General features: G+C 62.6%; 17 protein-coding genes. 10 read left to right on the forward strand and 7 right to left on the reverse strand.

The window, feature by feature from the left end; translation table 11 throughout:
- Nucleotides 1-511 precede the first annotated feature (511 nt).
- Together C266_RS15690 and C266_RS15695 are read left to right on the forward strand one after the other, a co-directional pair.
- Nucleotides 512-1,231, forward strand: coding sequence for a response regulator (locus C266_RS15690; protein WP_036663232.1), 720 nt, complete (start codon nt 512-514; stop codon nt 1,229-1,231).
- Nucleotides 1,232-1,351: 120 nt separating this feature from the next.
- Nucleotides 1,352-2,626, forward strand: coding sequence for an ATP-binding protein (locus C266_RS15695; protein ID WP_010807062.1), 1,275 nt, complete (start codon nt 1,352-1,354; stop codon nt 2,624-2,626).
- 330 nt (nt 2,627-2,956) lie between these two features.
- Here the strand turns inward: C266_RS15695 and C266_RS15700 are convergent, their stop codons facing one another.
- Together C266_RS15700 and C266_RS27495 are read right to left on the reverse strand one after the other, a co-directional pair.
- Complete coding sequence (locus tag C266_RS15700) at nt 2,957-3,247, reverse strand: H-NS family nucleoid-associated regulatory protein (protein ID WP_010807063.1); 291 nt, start codon at nt 3,245-3,247, stop codon at nt 2,957-2,959.
- Between the two features lie 677 nt (nt 3,248-3,924).
- Entirely contained in the window at nt 3,925-4,161 is a 237-nt protein-coding gene (locus C266_RS27495) for a hypothetical protein (protein ID WP_144265841.1), read from the reverse strand.
- On the opposite strand from C266_RS27495, the gene C266_RS15705 reads away from it, so the two are divergent.
- On the forward strand, nt 4,145-4,753 hold the full coding sequence (locus tag C266_RS15705) for a GNAT family N-acetyltransferase (protein ID WP_010807064.1): 609 nt from the start codon (nt 4,145-4,147) through the stop codon (nt 4,751-4,753). The two genes, C266_RS27495 and C266_RS15705, sit on opposite strands and share 17 nt — an antisense overlap.
- 124 nt (nt 4,754-4,877) lie before the next feature.
- Nucleotides 4,878-6,212 carry an MFS transporter gene (locus tag C266_RS15710; protein WP_051126364.1) on the forward strand — a complete coding sequence of 445 codons (1,335 nt, stop codon included), beginning with the start codon at nt 4,878-4,880 and terminating at the stop codon, nt 6,210-6,212.
- Nucleotides 6,213-6,279: 67 nt separating this feature from the next.
- Here the strand turns inward: C266_RS15710 and C266_RS15715 are convergent, their stop codons facing one another.
- From C266_RS15715 to C266_RS15725, 3 genes are all read right to left on the reverse strand, one after another.
- Nucleotides 6,280-6,702 (reverse strand): DUF6691 family protein, encoded by a 423-nt coding sequence (locus C266_RS15715; protein WP_010807066.1) that lies wholly within the window; start codon nt 6,700-6,702, stop codon nt 6,280-6,282.
- Entirely contained in the window at nt 6,699-7,145 is a 447-nt protein-coding gene (locus C266_RS15720) for a YeeE/YedE family protein (RefSeq protein ID WP_010807067.1), read from the reverse strand. The genes C266_RS15715 and C266_RS15720 overlap by 4 nt, the downstream gene beginning before the upstream one ends.
- A 70-nt stretch (nt 7,146-7,215) precedes the next feature.
- Nucleotides 7,216-7,578 carry a helix-turn-helix transcriptional regulator gene (locus C266_RS15725; protein ID WP_081636312.1) on the reverse strand — a complete coding sequence of 121 codons (363 nt, stop codon included), beginning with the start codon at nt 7,576-7,578 and terminating at the stop codon, nt 7,216-7,218.
- Between the two features lie 111 nt (nt 7,579-7,689).
- Here C266_RS15725 and C266_RS15730 point away from each other — a divergent pair, with 111 nt between their 5' ends.
- The gene (locus C266_RS15730; RefSeq protein WP_010807069.1) at nt 7,690-8,559 is read left to right on the forward strand and encodes an MBL fold metallo-hydrolase; all 870 of its coding nucleotides are present in this window, start codon (nt 7,690-7,692) and stop codon (nt 8,557-8,559) included.
- Between the two features lie 27 nt (nt 8,560-8,586).
- On the opposite strand, the gene C266_RS15735 is transcribed toward C266_RS15730, so the two are convergent.
- The gene (locus C266_RS15735) at nt 8,587-9,474 is read right to left on the reverse strand and encodes a LysR family transcriptional regulator (protein ID WP_036663303.1); all 888 of its coding nucleotides are present in this window, start codon (nt 9,472-9,474) and stop codon (nt 8,587-8,589) included.
- 133 nt (nt 9,475-9,607) lie between these two features.
- Between C266_RS15735 and C266_RS15740 the strand changes: the two genes are divergently transcribed.
- The 5 genes from C266_RS15740 to C266_RS15760 all read left to right on the forward strand — a co-directional run bounded on the left by C266_RS15740 (nt 9,608) and on the right by C266_RS15760 (nt 13,396).
- A complete protein-coding gene (locus C266_RS15740; protein WP_010807071.1) occupies nt 9,608-10,009 on the forward strand; it encodes a 4-oxalocrotonate tautomerase in 402 nt (133 codons plus the stop codon).
- A 195-nt stretch (nt 10,010-10,204) separates the two neighbouring features.
- Nucleotides 10,205-10,633, forward strand: coding sequence for a YXWGXW repeat-containing protein (locus tag C266_RS15745; RefSeq protein WP_010807072.1), 429 nt, complete (start codon nt 10,205-10,207; stop codon nt 10,631-10,633).
- 221 nt (nt 10,634-10,854) lie between these two features.
- Nucleotides 10,855-11,700: an ABC transporter substrate-binding protein gene (locus C266_RS15750; RefSeq protein WP_010807073.1), complete on the forward strand. Its 846-nt coding sequence runs from the start codon at nt 10,855-10,857 to the stop codon at nt 11,698-11,700.
- A gap of 78 nt (nt 11,701-11,778) precedes the next feature.
- Entirely contained in the window at nt 11,779-12,501 is a 723-nt protein-coding gene (locus C266_RS15755) for an amino acid ABC transporter permease (RefSeq protein ID WP_010807074.1), read from the forward strand.
- Between the two features lie 34 nt (nt 12,502-12,535).
- Nucleotides 12,536-13,396, forward strand: coding sequence for an amino acid ABC transporter permease (locus tag C266_RS15760; RefSeq protein WP_010807075.1), 861 nt, complete (start codon nt 12,536-12,538; stop codon nt 13,394-13,396).
- Here C266_RS15760 and C266_RS15765 read toward each other — a convergent pair.
- Entirely contained in the window at nt 13,374-15,662 is a 2,289-nt protein-coding gene (locus C266_RS15765; protein ID WP_010807076.1) for an NADP-dependent malic enzyme, read from the reverse strand. The two genes, C266_RS15760 and C266_RS15765, sit on opposite strands and share 23 nt — an antisense overlap.
- Nucleotides 15,663-15,736: the final 74 nt, after the last annotated feature.

Here is a 15,736-nt window from a genome sequence, read left to right on the forward strand (position 1 = left end):
CAATGAGGACGGGGATACTTTCTTGTCTGATTGCTGCGGCGCGGCAAATGGCATGGGAGCGCCGGAATCGTGCCAACCAGCGCCTTGCGCCAGCTTTGGCTGATCAGCATAGCAGACCGTTGTGTAAGGCCGATGAGGCCGATGATTACAGCAGCTTTCCCCATGGGCAAGCGTTGGGGTTGCGGCTAAGAGACCGGCGGCACGGCGGATGGTTCGCGTCGCCGCCCGTGCTGCATCCGCTACTGCGTCGCGTCTGTCTCCTGCAATGCCTTGTCGCAGCGCCCTCGCAGCACGAGATGTGCGATTGGGCGTGCCGAATTTTCCGATCGAACAGCGGCATATTGCGCTGCGCAAAGTTTGCATGATGTGGGCGAAATTCGTGCGTAATCAAAGCAGGCTCTATTATTACGCATCGTTACAGGCGACCAAGGCTGTAATGCCCGGAAACAAAACGCGTGTAAAGCCGCGTGGGGAGCCCTCTATCATGACGACACTACCTGTCAGAACAAATATGAAGATTCTTGTTGTCGACGATGATCCCGATCTGCGTGATCTGCTGCGCGAGTATCTGAGCCGCCATGGCTTCTCGGTGGCAGTGATGCACGACGGCGACGGGCTGGCCGCGCGCCTCGAGCGTGAGCGTCCGGCCCTGATCGTGCTCGACCTGATGATGCCCAAGGTCGACGGACTGACCGCGTTGCGTGACCTGCGTGCGCGTAACGACGATGTGCCGGTGATCCTGCTCACGGCACGCAGCGACGAGATCGACCGCATCGTGGGACTGGAAATCGGCGCCGACGATTATCTCGGCAAGCCATTCAGCCCGCGCGAGTTGCTGGCCCGGATCAACGCCGTGCTGCGCCGTCGCAAAACGCCGGACGCTGCCGTGCCCGAGCAGCGCGAGAACTACACGTTCGGCCCATTCGTGCTCGACTTCCGCAGCCGCACACTGACCCGGGACGCGCAGTTGCTCACGCTCTCGGACGGCGAATATGGCTTGCTGCGCCTGTTGGTGAACCATGCCATGCAGGTACTCTCTCGCGAACGCATCATCGAATTGCTCTACGGCGCAGACAGCGACGTCAACGACCGCGGCATCGACGTACAGATCTGGCGCTTGCGCCGTCTGCTCGACGAAGACGCGCAGAGCCCGCGTTTCATCCAGACCGTGCGCGGGCGCGGTTATATCTTCGTTCCCGACGGCCAACGCGCCGACATGGCCACCGGTTGATAGACCGGCTCCGGAGGCGGCCGTTTGTCACCGTCCTGTTCGAAGGTACCTCTTCCGGTCTGAGAAGGACTCCGGCATGACGCCGATACCGCTTACCCCGGCCCATATGCGGAGCATTGCATGAAAGGCCGATTCGACACACTGTTTGGCCGGCTGGCGTTGCTCATCATCGCCGCGCTGGTCATCAGCCACTTCTCGTATCTCACGATCCTGCGCAGCGATCACGACGACACGCGCGTGCAGAACGCCGCCGAGCAAATGGCGTTCATCATCAAGGCCGCGTCGGAAGTGCATGACGGCAACTCGACGCTCACGCTGCCCGACCTCGTGCAAGTCGTACCTGTCTCGCTCTCGCATGGCGATGTCTTCGAGCCGACCAACAAGCATACCCGCCTGACGACCGAACTTGCCCGGCGTCTGCCGGCCGGCACGCAACTGCGCGTGGAGCGCACCCCGCCGCCGCGCATCTGGGCACGCCTGCCGGGCCGCGACTACTGGATCGCCACGCCGGTACTGGCCGTGCGCAACCCGCCGGGCACCGCCACGATCCTGCCGGGACTGGCCGTCGTCCTCGGCATTACCGTGATCTTCGCGCTGTTTGCCGCCTGGCAGTTGCAGCGCCCGGTGCGGGATATGGCAGCGGCAGCGGAACAGCTTGCGACCCATCGCGTTCGAACGCAGGTCAAAGAGCGCGGTCCGCTGGAGTTGCGTCAACTCACCGAACGCTTCAACCGCATGAGTCAGGACATTGTGCAGACCGACCGCGAGCGCAACACGATGCTGGCCGGTATCGCCCATGATCTGAAGACGCCGCTCGCACGATTGCGCCTGCGCGCCGAAATGATCGACGACGTGCAAACGAGCGAGGGCATTACGCGCGACGCCGAATCCATGACCCGGATCGTCGATCAGTTCCTGCTGTTTGCCCGTGGCATCGAAATGGATAGCGCAGCGTCGCCGGTGGAAGCTCGTATTCCCGCCCTGATTGCGCCGTTCCTCGACCAGGGCTACACCATCGAGCTGGATTTGCAGGCCGGGCCGGGCTTCCGGCTCCGGCAGACCTACCTCGAGCGAATCGTGAACAACCTGCTGGACAACGCGGTGACGTACGGCCGGGCACCGCTCGCGATCCGCACGTCGCAAGACGCCAGCGGCTGGCGTCTGGTGATCGAAGACAGCGGGCCTGGCATTCCAAATGAAGACATCAACCGGATCGTGCGCCCCTTCGTGCGCCTCGACCCGGCACGCGGCGGCAACGCTCATTGCGGACTGGGCCTCGCCATCGTCGACAAGCTCACCCAGCAACTGGGCGGACGCGTATCGTTCAGCAACCGTTCCTCGGGCGGCTTGCAGGTCACGTTGATGTTCCCGCCGGACGATCCGGGTGCGGAGTAAGCTCCCGATGCGGGATGGACAGCGGCGTCGAATCGGGCGCTGACTGCTTCACTTGCCGCACGTCCTACGCGCCGATTCCCGCGCAATGAAAAAACCCGCCGTCGATAAACGAACGGCGGGTTTTGACTTTTCAGGCAATGCATCACATCAAGCCACAGCCAGGCGATCCAAGGTTGGGGGGTAATGCGACTACTGGGCTGCTGCTTTACTGCTCTCAGGGACACGATGGAGATGGCAAGACGCGATGACATTAAGGTGTCATCGCGACTATCGGCTCCCCGACCTCCCTGGCATGTGACCGGCAATGCCAGTCCGGCGTTTACCGGCGAATTACTTGATCAGGAATTTCTCTTTGTTCTTTCCGACCCACTTCGGCGCACGGCCACGGCCCGACCACGTTTCGCCGGTGGCCGGATTCATATACTTCGGCGCAATCTGTGCACGAACGGCGCGGCGGCGGCCATCCATCGTGGCAAGACCCAGATCCTTAGCAGTCAGTTCGTATTCCTGGATCTTCTGTTTGACTTCGGCGATGACCTGAGCCACCTCGCGGGTCCGGGCCTCTTCGATTTGCTTTTCGATCTTTTCGCGTTGCGCGACGAGTTCCTTATAGCTTGCCATCTGGCGTGTCCTTACGTTGTTAAAAATGGATCGCCACTTAAAATAGCACGAGTTTTAATAATTTGAAAACGGCATTTCCATCAAGTGAGCCTGCGAACGCGAAAATTTCATTGAATTGTCTGATCGGCGGTTCAGAAAATGCACGGGATCGGGGCATGAATCCAGGATTACTACCACCCCCGCGTTGCCGATATTTCTCGATAAGCGGTGTCAATTACGTCGCAATAGGGAACAAATTCGTCAGATAGTGATCAGTACTCCACGCGGCCTCATGGGTCCACGCGCTATCCTGCATGATTTGGCGGGCATTCGCCGGCCAAGCGCTCTCAGATCCACGACATCGGCATTTCGATCATTTGATCGCCACAAGATATACGATCCTAAATATTTAAGCGCAATCCGATCATTCCGTTATCCGAAGCACTGTGCTCATTCGGACTATTCGCGTCCGACGCCGCGATTTGCGGATATCCCGGGGATGAGAATTTTTCATAGGAATTAGGCAGCTTTCGTCCGACGTCCCATTGGTGTCTGCGGATGCCATGCCCATGGTTGCTCGCAATACACCTTTTCGCGATATCGGCGGCAATATGCCCCGATGGCCCTCCGAGCGTCGAGACACCGATAAATCGGGACAAACCGGCGCGCCTTTCGATTTATTGACGTATACGTCAGTCTCATGCGCCGATGTCATTTCCCGAATCGAAAGAGTTTTCGTAAGATAGGCCTCGTGAGATTGGACAATCCGTCTGCATGCGATTGCCCGCAGAGCCCCATTCGGCAAGGCTTACCGCCGGGAAAACCGCATTTTCACGAATGCAATTAAGCAAATCCTGATTTATCTCGATCGGCAATTGCCAACGGAATTCGCACTGATTCAACAGGGATTTTGAACGCATGACGACTTCGACCATTGCCGTGGACTCGCACTCCCCTTTCGGCACGCCCGCGCCGACGCTCACCACCGAGCGTACGATCTTGCGTCAGTGGCGCACGGAAGATCTGCCGCTTTTTGCCGCACTCAACGCCGATCGGGAAGTCATGCGCCACTTTCCGACAACGCTCGATCGGGCCCAGAGCGACGCCATCGCCCACCGGCTGGCGCAACACATCGAGATGCATGGCTATGGCCCATGGGCGCTGGAGATTCCAGGCGTGACGCCGTTCGCCGGTTTCGTCGGTCTGATGCGCGTCGGCTTCGATGCCCCTTTCGTGCCCGCCGTGGAAATCGGCTGGCGGCTGGCGTCGGCGTGGTGGTCGAAGGGATATGCAACGGAAGCGGCGAGCGCCGCGGCGCAGTTCGCCTTTGGCACACTGGGCCTCGACGGGTTGGTCTCGTTCACCGTACCCGCCAACGTCCGATCGAGAGCGGTGATGCAGCGCATCGGTATGCGGCACTGCCCCGACGAAGACTTTCTGCACCCCTTGATTCCGCCGGGTCACCGGCTGCGCCGCCACGTACTGTATCGGCTCGACGCTCACGAATTGGCGGCCGGCAAGCGGTAAGCGTCGCCTTCGCGATTGAAGCGTACGCTTCAATCGTGGGAGAATCCGAGTCTTTGCGCCAGCCGTCTCCCCCATCGTGTCGCGCGCCGTCATCATCCCGCTCATCATCGCTTGCGCCCTGTTCATGGAGAACATCGACGCCACGGTGATCACAACTTCGCTGCCCGCCATGGCACGCGATCTCCATCAGGACCCGATTTCACTGAAGATGGCGCTCACCGCCTACGTGGTCGGGCTCGGCATCTTCATTCCGATTTGCGGCTGGGTGTCCGACCGCTTCGGCGCGCGTAACGTCTTTCGTACCGCGATCGGCATCTTCATGGCCGGATCGATCCTGTGTGCGCTATCGTTTTCGTTGCCGACGTTCGTGTTCGCTCGCTTTCTGCAAGGCGTCGGCGGCGCGATGATGGTGCCGGTCGGCCGTCTCGTGATCTTCCGCGCGGTGCCCAAGCATGATCTGGTCAAGGCCATCGGCTATCTGACGATGCCCGCCCTGCTGGGGCCGGTGATCGGCCCGCCGCTCGGTGGTGCCATCACGGCCTATCTGCACTGGCGATGGATCTTCTTCATCAACATTCCGGTCAGCCTGCTCGGCATCTACCTCGCGGGCAAATACATTGACAACGAGCGCGGCGGCGACGCCGGACGCCTCGACACACTCGGTTTCATCCTCTCCGCACTCGGTAGCGGCCTGCTCATGCTGGGGCTGGCCATGATCGGCGAACATCAGGTCGCCGATAGCGTCGTGATTGCCATGTGCGTGCTGGGCGCGCTGTTCGTCTACGCCTACTGGCGGCACGCGAATCGTGTGGAAGCGCCGCTGCTCGACTTTCGTCTGCTGCGCATTCCGACGTTCCACGCCAGTGTCGCCGGTGGCTCGCTCTTCCGTATCGGCTTGGGGGCCGTGCCGTTTCTGCTACCGCTGGCCTTGCAGGAAGGGCTGCATATGGACCCATTCGAATCGGGCATGATTACCTGCGCGTCGGCGTTCGGTGCGATTTTCATGAAGGCGATTGCGCAGCGGGTGCTGGCGAAATTCGGCTTCCGCCGGGTGCTGATCGTCAACGCGGCGCTGGCCGGATTGGCGCTCTCGTCCTACGGGCTGTTCACGCACGACACGCCGGTGCTCGTGATGCTGGGCGTGGTGGCGTTCGGCGGTTTCTTCCCGTCGCTGCAATTCACCTGCCTGAACTCGATCGTGTACGCCGACATTGCGAGTGCCGACGCGAGCCGCGCGACGAGCCTCGCAAGCGTGGTGCAGCAGTTATCGCTCGGGTTGGGGGTGACGATTTCGGGGATGGTGCTACAGGCGAGCAGCCGGCTCGCCGGCCACGAACACCTGACAGCCGGCGACTTCCTCCCGGCATTCCTCGTGATCGGGCTGTTCTCGTGGCTATCGATCCCCGTCACCCGCCAACTGCCCGCCGATGCGGGCACGGAACTCGCGAGAAAACACTGAACCGAGGCGCTGCTTCACGCGTCGTTTCACGCGCTTTCACGCTTCGTTTCTCGCTTCATTTCGCGCCTTACTTCGTGCTCACGCGAGAGAACATCGTGTGCAGCACCATACCGGCGATCATCGCGACAACGAACAACAACCCCTTGCCATACCCCGCGCCAAGCAGCACCAGCGCAGGGCCCGGGCAAATGCCTGCAATCCCCCAACCCACGCCAAACAGCAACGCGCCGAGCACCAGCCGTTTGTCGATGCCGCGCAAGGCGGGCCACACACGTGGCTCGCCCGTCCAGGCGAGCGCCCGTGAATGCGCCAAGCGGAACCCGACGAGGCCCACGGCAATGGCCCCGCCCATCACGAACGCCAGCGATGGATCCCATTTGCCGGCCAGGTCGAGAAAGCCCAACACCTTTGCCGGATTCGCCATGCCCGCGAGTATCAGCCCAAGCCCGAATGCGAGGCCGCCGACGAATGCGAAGATCAGCTTTTTCATGCGGCACCTCCCAGGTTCAGGACATGCCGCACGACGAATACCGTCACGAAACCGGTCGCCATGAAGCACAGCGTGGCGACTAGCGAGCGCCACGACAATCGCGAAAGACCGCAAACGCCATGACCACTTGTGCAGCCCGACCCGAGCCGGGTGCCGAATCCGACCAGCAAACCTGCTGCGATGAGCATCGCGGTGCTGGCATCGATCTGCGCTTCGGGTACGACGGCAACGGTGCGATACACCCAAGGCGCCGCCATCATTCCGGCGATGAATACGACGCGCCAGCCCACATCGCCGGCACGCGGCCACAACAGACCGCCGACGATGCCGGAGATGCCCGCGATGCGTCCGGCCGCCAGCATCAACCAGACGGCAGCCAGTCCAATGAGCACCCCACCGGCCAATGCGGTCCACGGAGTGAAATGAAGCGTATCGATAGTCATGGGTGGAGCCTCCCCTTGAACATTAGGCAATGAGCGATGTGGCAGCAAAAAGCGAGGTGATCGGCGGCAATCAGGCTTTCGGACAAAACTGATCGTAAAGACAAGCCAGCACGGCAAGCACGGCGCCATCCGCGACCGAATAGTAGATACGTTTGCCGTCGCGGCGCGTGCTCACCAGCGCCTCGCTGCGCAGCACGGCAAGTTGCTGCGAAAGCGTCGGCTGCCGGATGTCGAGTTGCGCTTCCAGTTCGCCAACGGACATCTCTCCTTGCGTGAGCTGACACAGGATCAGCAGACGGTCTTCGTTAGCGAGCGCACGCAGCAGCGTAGAGGCGTCGTGCGCGGCACTTCGCAGGCGCGCAATATCGAGCGGCGCGACGTCTGCGGAGACGGTCGCCCGGTCGACAGGGGATAGCGCAGTCACTCGGGGCATGGCAGGATCAATACAAATCGGAAAGTCGCAGCGCGACGACATGTCACGTCAATTGCGTACACTTTACTAGTTTATAATATATAAATCGATAAATTTTTGCAGGAGCCGGTCATGTCAGCTACGCCAGCACACATCGAAGCCTTCTTCGACACGGCTACCGCCACAGTGACGTACGTCGTGTTCGATGCGCCGGGCGGTCACGCGGCGATCATCGATCCGGTGCTCGACTACGATCCCAAGGCGGGCCGTACGCACACGGGGTCGGCCGAACGCGTTCTCGAATTCATTGCTGCGCAAAAGCTCACGGTCGACTGGATTCTCGAGACGCATGCGCACGCCGATCATCTGTCCGCGGCACGCTGGCTCAAGGAACACGTCGGCGGACGCATTGCCATCGGCGCGCACATCCGCGACGTTCAGCACGTCTTCAAGAAGCTGTTTCATCTGGGCACCGACGTACCGCCCGATGGCTCGCAGTTCGATCATCTGTTCGACGATGGCGAGACGTTCGCCATCGGCACATTGCAGGCCGAGGCGATGTTCGTGCCGGGCCATACGCCGGCTGACATGGCCTATCGTGTGGGCGATGCCGTCTTCGTGGGCGACACGCTCTTTATGCCCGACGTGGGCACCGCGCGCTGCGACTTCCCCGGTGGCAACGCGCACACGCTGTTCCGCTCGATCCGCCGTCTGCTGGCCCTGCCCGAATCGACACGTCTGTTCATGTGCCACGACTACCCGCCTTCCGGGCGTGCCGCGAACTGGCAGACAACGGTCGGCGAACAGCGCAGGGCGAACATCCACGTGCACGACGGCATCGATGAAACTGCCTTCGTCGCCATGCGCGAAGCGCGCGACAGGACACTCGACATGCCCACGCTGATCCTGCCTGCCGTGCAGGTCAATATTCGCGCAGGCGACATGCCGGCGCCGGAGGCCAACGGCACGCGCTATCTGAAAATCCCGCTGAATGCGCTGTAATCCGCGCTAATGCGTTACTGGCGGGCTTTACCGGACGGTCAGTTGCTCGGCCAGCGCGTCGCGCGCCTGCGTGACCCACTCGGGTTCGCCACGGCGCGCGGGCAGCAGATGAAACTCCGCATCCGGCAACGAAGGCAAGCGCCGTCCGGGCATCGGCGTCTCGATGCGCACGAGTGACGGCCCCGCCGCCGACGCGTTCAGACATGCCACCCCGAGCCCCGCGCTCAATGCCAACTGCAACCCCGCCACCCCCGACGCCACGTGCGCAATCGTGTATGGCACGCGATGCTCGTCGAGCCATTGCGTAGTGAAGCGATGCAACGCACAGGTGTCGGGCAGCACCAGCAACGGTAGCGGCCCCCCGTGCTCCAGCACGAAATCGGGCGACGCCACCCAGTCGAGCGGCTCTCTGCCCAGCGTCCGGGTGCCCGCGACCGCGTCGCGGCCGAGGGACTTGCCAAGCACCCGCATCGACAAGCCAATGTCGAAGTCGCCGCTGTCGTACCCCGACTCGATCACGCCGCTTTTCAGAATCGTCACGTGAATGCGCAACGCCGGATACGCCACGCTGAGGTGCCGCAGCATGCGCGCTACATCACCGGGGCGGAAGTAATCCGTGATTGCCAACCGCAACTCGCCGGCGAGCGAGAACCCGCGCACGTCATGCCAGGCGCGTTCGGACTGGGCGATCAACTGCCGCGCATGGATCAGAAGACGCTCGCCGGCGGGCGTCGTCGCGACCCCTTGCTTGCCGCGCGTGAACAATGTCACGCCGACACGCTCCTCGAGTTTGCGAATCTGTTCGCTCACCGACGACTGCGACAGGAACACGCGTGGTGCAGCCGCCGAGAGACTGCCCGCCTCGGCCACGGCAACGAAGGTGCGCAACTGATCGAAATCGAATCCGGGAGCCATGACCTCACCCATTGAAAAAAACGATGGATGGAATCGTAAATTCCCGCTTTTCCGATGTCAATCATCTCCCTAGACTGAAGTCGTTGTCCACATCACTCAACGATTCAACGATTCAACGTTTGGGAACCACACCATGCCGCACATCGTTCTGCAACTCTCCGGAACCCCTGACGACACGCTCACCCGCGAGGCCGTGCGTGCGGTGTCGCAACTCACGGTCGACACGCTGCACAAGGTGCCGGAAGTGATTGCCGTGACCGTCGACTACATTGCGCACGCGCGCTGGTTCATCGGGGGTGCGCCCCTCTCGGAGCAAGGGAAAAACGCCTTCCATCTGGATATCAGCGTGACGGACGAGACGAACACGAAAGCGGAGAAGGCACAGTTCATCGCGCAAGTCTTCGAAGCCCTGTCAGGGCTGCTCGGCAACGTGCACGCGTGCTCGTACATTCATGTCATCGACGCTCGCGCTGCGGCTTACGGTTATGGCGGACGCACGCAGGAATACCGTCATCAGCACGCGTCAAAGGCGTGACGCGTGGCGTTCGCGCCGTGCGGCAAGCCATCCCGAGCGCGTGCCAGCGGGCGCGAACGTCCTGTTCAGGCGGCCTTTCGGAGAATGGAACGAAACACTTCCAACACTTTTTTACGACTATTTACTTCATAACTGCCCCGTTTCCCTCATACGATGAAGATGTACCAAAACATCGCTTTCCAAGGGGAGACGAATATGAAAAAACTGACGCTGACCATTGCGCTCGTTGCTGCCACGCTCGGCGGTATTGCCACGGCTCCGGCCCATGCCCAGGTGGGTATTTCCATCAGCATTGGCGCACCGCCGGAACCGCGCTATGAGCCAGTACCGCCGCCGCGCGTCGGATACGTGTGGGCACCGGGCTTCTGGGATTGGGATGGCCATCGCCACGAGTGGCGCGCCGGTCATTGGGAACGTGAGCGCCCGGGCTATGCGTATCGCGCACCGGCCTGGCATCAGGGTCCGCACGGCTGGGAGTTGAACCGTGGCGGCTGGGATCACGGGGATCGCGGGGATCGCGACCGGGGACGGGATCGTCATGACGACGACCACCACGACCACGACCGCGACCACGGTCACGGTCACGGTCACGGTCACGGCTACGGCCACGATCGCCACGACTGATCCGACGCACACTCGCCGCTTATCGAGAGGGACGCCGGCGCTTATCAGCGCCGGCGTTTTGCTAAGAAAAATCGATTGGTTGGGCGCACGTGGGTGCGCCGTTATCGTAGAGACCCCGTTCGCTGCTACCCGCAGCCGGTCGCCGCCGACGCCTGTCCATCATTTGCGTTGGCGAGACCGGGACCCGAGACGGATCTACGCATAACGGAGCCCAACAGGCCATGCAAAAACCAATTCGCCAACCACGCCCACAACGCGCTGCTTTCTCCCTCGCCGCAGCGCTGCTGTCGGTCGCTGCCCTCGCCCCCCTTACCGCTCACGCCGACAAACTCGACGACATCAAGAAGGCCGGCGTGTTGCGCGTCGCCACGTTCGACAGCAATCCGCCGTTCGGCTATGTCGACGCGAAATCGCACAAGATCGTCGGCCTCGACGTCGACTACGCGAAGGCGCTGGCCGACAAGCTCGGCGTGAAACTCGAAATCCAGCCGACGAACCCGGCCAACCGCATTCCGTTCCTCACGTCGAAGAAGGTCGACCTCGTGTTGGCGAACTTCACCATCACGGACGAGCGCGCCAAGCAGATCGACTTCAGCATTCCGTACTTCTCGTCGGGTCAGCAGTTCCTCGCGAAAAAGGGCACGCTGTCCTCGCCAGATCAATTGAACGCGCTGCGCATCGGGGCCGACAAGGGTACGACCAACGAGATCACGCTGCGCGAGAAATTCCCGAAAGCGACGATCGTGGCATTCGACGACACACCGTTCGCGTTCGCCGCACTGCGCACCGGCACGGTTCAGGCGATTACGCAGGATGGTCCGAAGCTCGTCGGCCTGCTGGCCAACGTGCCGGACAAGCAAAACTACGAGATCCCGGCGTTCACGATTTCGAACGACTACATGGGTGTCGGCGTTCCCAAGGGTGAGGCGCGCCTGAGCGCGTTTGTGAACGACACGTTACGCGGGCTCGAGAAAGACGGCACCGCCGCCAACATTTACGACCGCTGGTTCGGCCCGAACACGGCTCAGCCGTTGCCGCGTCTGTTCAAGATCGGCGACAAGGCCTGACGCTTGCCCGCTGGCCTCACCGGGGCGCACGGGGTGACAACCTCGTACGCCCCGGTGTTTCGCATTGGAAATCCCGTCATGATCGACTGGCTCGCCCCGAAATATGTCGGCTGGCTACTCCAGGGCTTCGGCGTCACGCTTGCACTCGCGATTGCCGTGAGCGCCGCCGCCACCTGGCTTGGCTTCGGACTGGCGCTCGCACGAGACTCCCGCAGCCCACTGCTCGCGCGCCCCGCCATCGCCTTCGTCGCGCTCATGCGCAACACCCCGCTGCTGGTGCAACTGTTCTTCTGGTATTTCGGCGTGGCGGCTCTGGTGCCGGCCAGTGCCGTGCTATGGCTCTCGCAACCCCACAGTTGGCATCTCGTGCTGTTCGACATTCGCTGGCCGGCGCTAGAGACGCTCGCCGGGTTCATCGGCCTCACGGTCTACACGACGGCGTTCATCGGCGAGGAAATTCGCGCCGGACTCCGTGGCGTGCCCGCCGGGCAAACACAGGCCGCCGCTGCCCTGGGACTCAACCGCATAGCCGTCTTCCGTCACGTCGTGCTGCCGCAGGCGGTGCGTATCGCCATGCCGCCGCTCTTCGGCCAATACATGAATGTCGTGAAGAACTCGTCGCTGACGATGGCCATCGGGCTGGCCGAGTTGTCGTACGCGTCGCGTCAGGTGGAAACCGAAACGTTCAAGACGTTTCAGGCGTTCGGCATCGCCACGCTGCTGTACGTCGGCGCGATTGCACTGATCGAGGCGGTGAGCGTCGCCACCACGCATCGTCACGCGGGCGCGCCGTCGCGCTAAGACAGCCGCCCGAGAAACCTCCCGGAAGCGCCTCATGAATGTCTCCGCCGTATTCGACAACTTGCCCTATCTGCTGTGGGGCGACTTTCCCGATGGCCCCCTCTCGGGGGCTGCGCTCACGCTCGTGCTCGCCACGATCAGTGCGCTGGCCTCCGGGGTGCTGGGACTGGCGGGCGGCATCGCGCTCGCCATGCTCGGCGGCCCGGCCCGCTGGGGGCTCACGTTCGTGATCGGCGTCTTCCGTGCGATTCCCGTACTGATGCTGATCTTCTGGACATACTTTCTGTTGCCGATCCTGTTCAACGTGAATGTGCCCGGACTCGCCACGGTCGTCTGTGCGCTCGCACTGATCGGTGGTGCGTACCTCTCGCATACGGTCTACGCGGGCATTCGCGGCGTGGACACTGCACAGTGGCATGCGGGCATGTCGCTCGGGCTCACGCGCGTGCAGACGCTGCGCCATATCGTACTGCCACAGGCGCTGCGCATCATGACGCCATCATTCGTCAATCAGTGGGTATCGCTGGTCAAGGACACGTCGCTCGCGTACATCGTGGGCGTGACGGAATTGTCCTTCGTCGCCACGCAGGTCAACAGCCGGTTGATGGTCTATCCGGCCGAGGTGTTCGCGTTCGTCGCGCTGATCTACTTCGTGATGTGCAGCGCGCTCGAATGGCTCTGCACGAAGTGGCTCGGCAAGCCATTGCGACCGGCGGCAGATACCACGGAAAAGCCCCGGCGCGGCTGGCGGCGCATCACGTCGATGCGTCTGCCGAACCTGCCGGGGCTTACGAACGGTCTCAACCGCCTGAGCCGCCGCGACCGGTGCCGCGCGCCGGGAACGTCACCCGAGCGTGAGCGCCGTGTGGACTTCAGTCACGATTGGCCTGGATGACGGTAAGCGCCGTCATGTTGATGATGCGTCGCACTGTCGAGCTGGATGTGAGCACGTTGACCGGTGCGCCCACGCCCAGCAGGAACGGCCCCACCGCCACATTGCTGCCCGCGCCCGTCTTGAGCAGATTGTAGGCGATGTTGCCCGAATCCACGTTCGGGCACACCAGCAGGTTGGCCGCGCCCTTCAGACGCGAATGCGGCAGGATGCGGCTGCGCAGTCCTTCGTCGAGCGCGCAGTCGCCGTGCATTTCGCCGTCGATCTCCAGCCCCGGCGCCTGTGCCGTGACCATCTCCAGCACGCGACGCATCTTCGTGCCCGACGCCGCACTGCCCGAGCCGAAATTCGAGCGCGAGAGCAGCGCGACCTTCGGATTGAGGTTCAGCCACGTCATCTGCTTGGCCGCCGCCAGCGTGAACTCGGCGATCTGCTCGGCCGTCGGGTCGTCGTTGACGTGCGTGTCCACGAGGGCCACGGTGCGCTTGTCGAGCAGCAGGATGTTCATCGCCGCATAGGTGTTCGCGCCCGGTTGCTTGCCGATCACTTCGTCGACGAGGCGCAGGTGATCGTGATACGCACCCACGGTGCCGCAGATCATGCCGTCGGCGTCGCCCAGACGCACCATCATCGCGCCGATCAGCGTGAGACGGCGGCGCATCTCGACGCGCGCCATTTCCTTCGTGATCCCGTCGCGGCAGCGCAGCTCCCAGTAGTTCGTCCAGTACTGATGGAAGCGCTCGTCGTAGTACGGATTGGTGACTTCGACGTCTTCGCCCAAACGCAGACGCAGACCGAACTTCTCGATGCGCGCGAGCAGCACTTCCGGACGGCCAACGAGAATCGGACGGGCCAGCTTCTCGTCGACAATCACCTGCACCGCACGCAACACGCGCTCTTCCTCGCCTTCCGCGAACACGATGCGCGCCTTGCCACCATCGCGCACCAGTTGCTTGGCCGCCGAGAAGATGGGCTTCATGAACGCGCCCGAGTGATACACGAACTGCTGCAACTGCTCGGCGTACGCGTCGAAGTCGGCGATCGGGCGGGTAGCCACACCGTCTTCCATGGCGGCGCGCGCCACGGCCGGGGCGATACGCACGATCAGGCGCGAATCGAACGGCTTCGGAATCAGGTATTCCGGCCCGAACGACAGGTCATACGCGCCGTACGCGGTGGCCACGGAGTCGTTCGGCTCTTCCTGCGCCAGACCGGCAATGGCGTGGACGGCGGCGATTTCCATGCGGCGCGTGATCGTGGTGGCGCCCACGTCGAGCGCGCCACGGAAGATGTACGGGAAGCAAAGTACGTTGTTGACCTGATTCGGGAAGTCGGAGCGCCCCGTGGCAAGCACCACGTCCTCGCGCGCGGCGCGTGCCTCTTCCGGGAAGATTTCCGGCGTCGGATTGGCGAGCGCCAGAATCAGCGGACGCGACGCCATCGTCCCCAGCATTTCCGGCTTGAGCACACCGCCGGCGGACAGGCCGAGGAACACGTCGGCGCCCTCGATCACTTCCGCGAGCGTGCGTTTGTCGGTCTTCTGCGCGAAACGGGCCTTGTCCGGATCCATGCTCACGGCACGGCCCTCGAAGACCACGCCATCGATGTCCGTCGCCCAGACGTTCTCGACCGGCAGGCCAAGATCGACCATCAGGTCCAGACAGGCGAGTGCGGCAGCGCCGGCGCCCGAAGTGACCACCTTCACGTCGCGAATGTCCTTGCCCACGACCTTCAGGCCATTGATGAACGCAGCGCTCACCGTGATGGCGGTGCCGTGCTGGTCATCGTGGAAGACGGGGATTTTCATCCGTTCGCGCAGCTTGCGCTCGACGGTGAAGCACTCGGGCGCCTTGATGTCTTCGAGGTTGATACCGCCGAACGTGGCTTCGAGGCTCGCAATGATTTCGACGAGCTTGTCCGGGTCGCTCTCGGTGATTTCGATGTCGAACACATCGATTCCGGCGAATTTCTTGAAGAGGACGGCCTTGCCTTCCATCACCGGCTTGGACGCGAGCGCGCCGATGTTGCCCAGGCCGAGCACGGCCGAGCCGTTCGTGATCACACCGACCAGGTTGCCGCGCGCCGTGTACTTGAACGACTGCGCCGGATCGGCAGCGATCTCCTGGCACGGGATGGCAACGCCCGGGGTGTAGGCGAGCGCCAGATCGCGTTGCGTGACGAGCGGCTTGCTGGCGGTCACGGAGATCTTGCCCGGCGTTGGGAACTGGTGATATTCCAGGGCTGCCTGGTGATCGTTGTTGTTGCTCATGGCGTGTCGTCCTCGGTGAATGTCTCGGCAATACCAAGCGCCGCGGACCGTTCTGAAGACGGTTGCCGCCCTGG

It is taken from the genome of Pandoraea sp. SD6-2, from assembly GCF_000389825.1.
Lineage (GTDB): Bacteria > Pseudomonadota > Gammaproteobacteria > Burkholderiales > Burkholderiaceae > Pandoraea > Pandoraea communis.

Bases quoted from the DNA above. Each gene is read 5' to 3' on its own strand.
- C266_RS15725 (WP_081636312.1), bottom strand. From the start codon at position 7,578: ATGCCCCGAGTGACTGCGCTATCCCCTGTCGACCGGGCGACCGTCTCC.
- C266_RS15730 (WP_010807069.1), top strand. From the start codon at position 7,690: ATGTCAGCTACGCCAGCACACATCGAAGCCTTCTTCGACACGGCTACC.
- C266_RS15735 (WP_036663303.1), bottom strand. From the start codon at position 9,474: ATGGCTCCCGGATTCGATTTCGATCAGTTGCGCACCTTCGTTGCCGTG.
- C266_RS15710 (WP_051126364.1), top strand. From the start codon at position 4,878: ATGGAGAACATCGACGCCACGGTGATCACAACTTCGCTGCCCGCCATG.
- C266_RS15705 (WP_010807064.1), top strand. From the start codon at position 4,145: ATGACGACTTCGACCATTGCCGTGGACTCGCACTCCCCTTTCGGCACG.
- C266_RS15695 (WP_010807062.1), top strand. From the start codon at position 1,352: ATGAAAGGCCGATTCGACACACTGTTTGGCCGGCTGGCGTTGCTCATC.
- C266_RS15700 (WP_010807063.1), bottom strand. From the start codon at position 3,247: ATGGCAAGCTATAAGGAACTCGTCGCGCAACGCGAAAAGATCGAAAAG.
- C266_RS15690 (WP_036663232.1), top strand. From the start codon at position 512: ATGAAGATTCTTGTTGTCGACGATGATCCCGATCTGCGTGATCTGCTG.
- C266_RS15740 (WP_010807071.1), top strand. From the start codon at position 9,608: ATGCCGCACATCGTTCTGCAACTCTCCGGAACCCCTGACGACACGCTC.
- C266_RS15715 (WP_010807066.1), bottom strand. From the start codon at position 6,702: ATGAAAAAGCTGATCTTCGCATTCGTCGGCGGCCTCGCATTCGGGCTT.
- C266_RS15765 (WP_010807076.1), bottom strand. From the start codon at position 15,662: ATGAGCAACAACAACGATCACCAGGCAGCCCTGGAATATCACCAGTTC.
- C266_RS15755 (WP_010807074.1), top strand. From the start codon at position 11,779: ATGATCGACTGGCTCGCCCCGAAATATGTCGGCTGGCTACTCCAGGGC.
- C266_RS15745 (WP_010807072.1), top strand. From the start codon at position 10,205: ATGAAAAAACTGACGCTGACCATTGCGCTCGTTGCTGCCACGCTCGGC.
- C266_RS15720 (WP_010807067.1), bottom strand. From the start codon at position 7,145: ATGACTATCGATACGCTTCATTTCACTCCGTGGACCGCATTGGCCGGT.
- C266_RS15760 (WP_010807075.1), top strand. From the start codon at position 12,536: ATGAATGTCTCCGCCGTATTCGACAACTTGCCCTATCTGCTGTGGGGC.
- C266_RS27495 (WP_144265841.1), bottom strand. From the start codon at position 4,161: ATGGTCGAAGTCGTCATGCGTTCAAAATCCCTGTTGAATCAGTGCGAA.
- C266_RS15750 (WP_010807073.1), top strand. From the start codon at position 10,855: ATGCAAAAACCAATTCGCCAACCACGCCCACAACGCGCTGCTTTCTCC.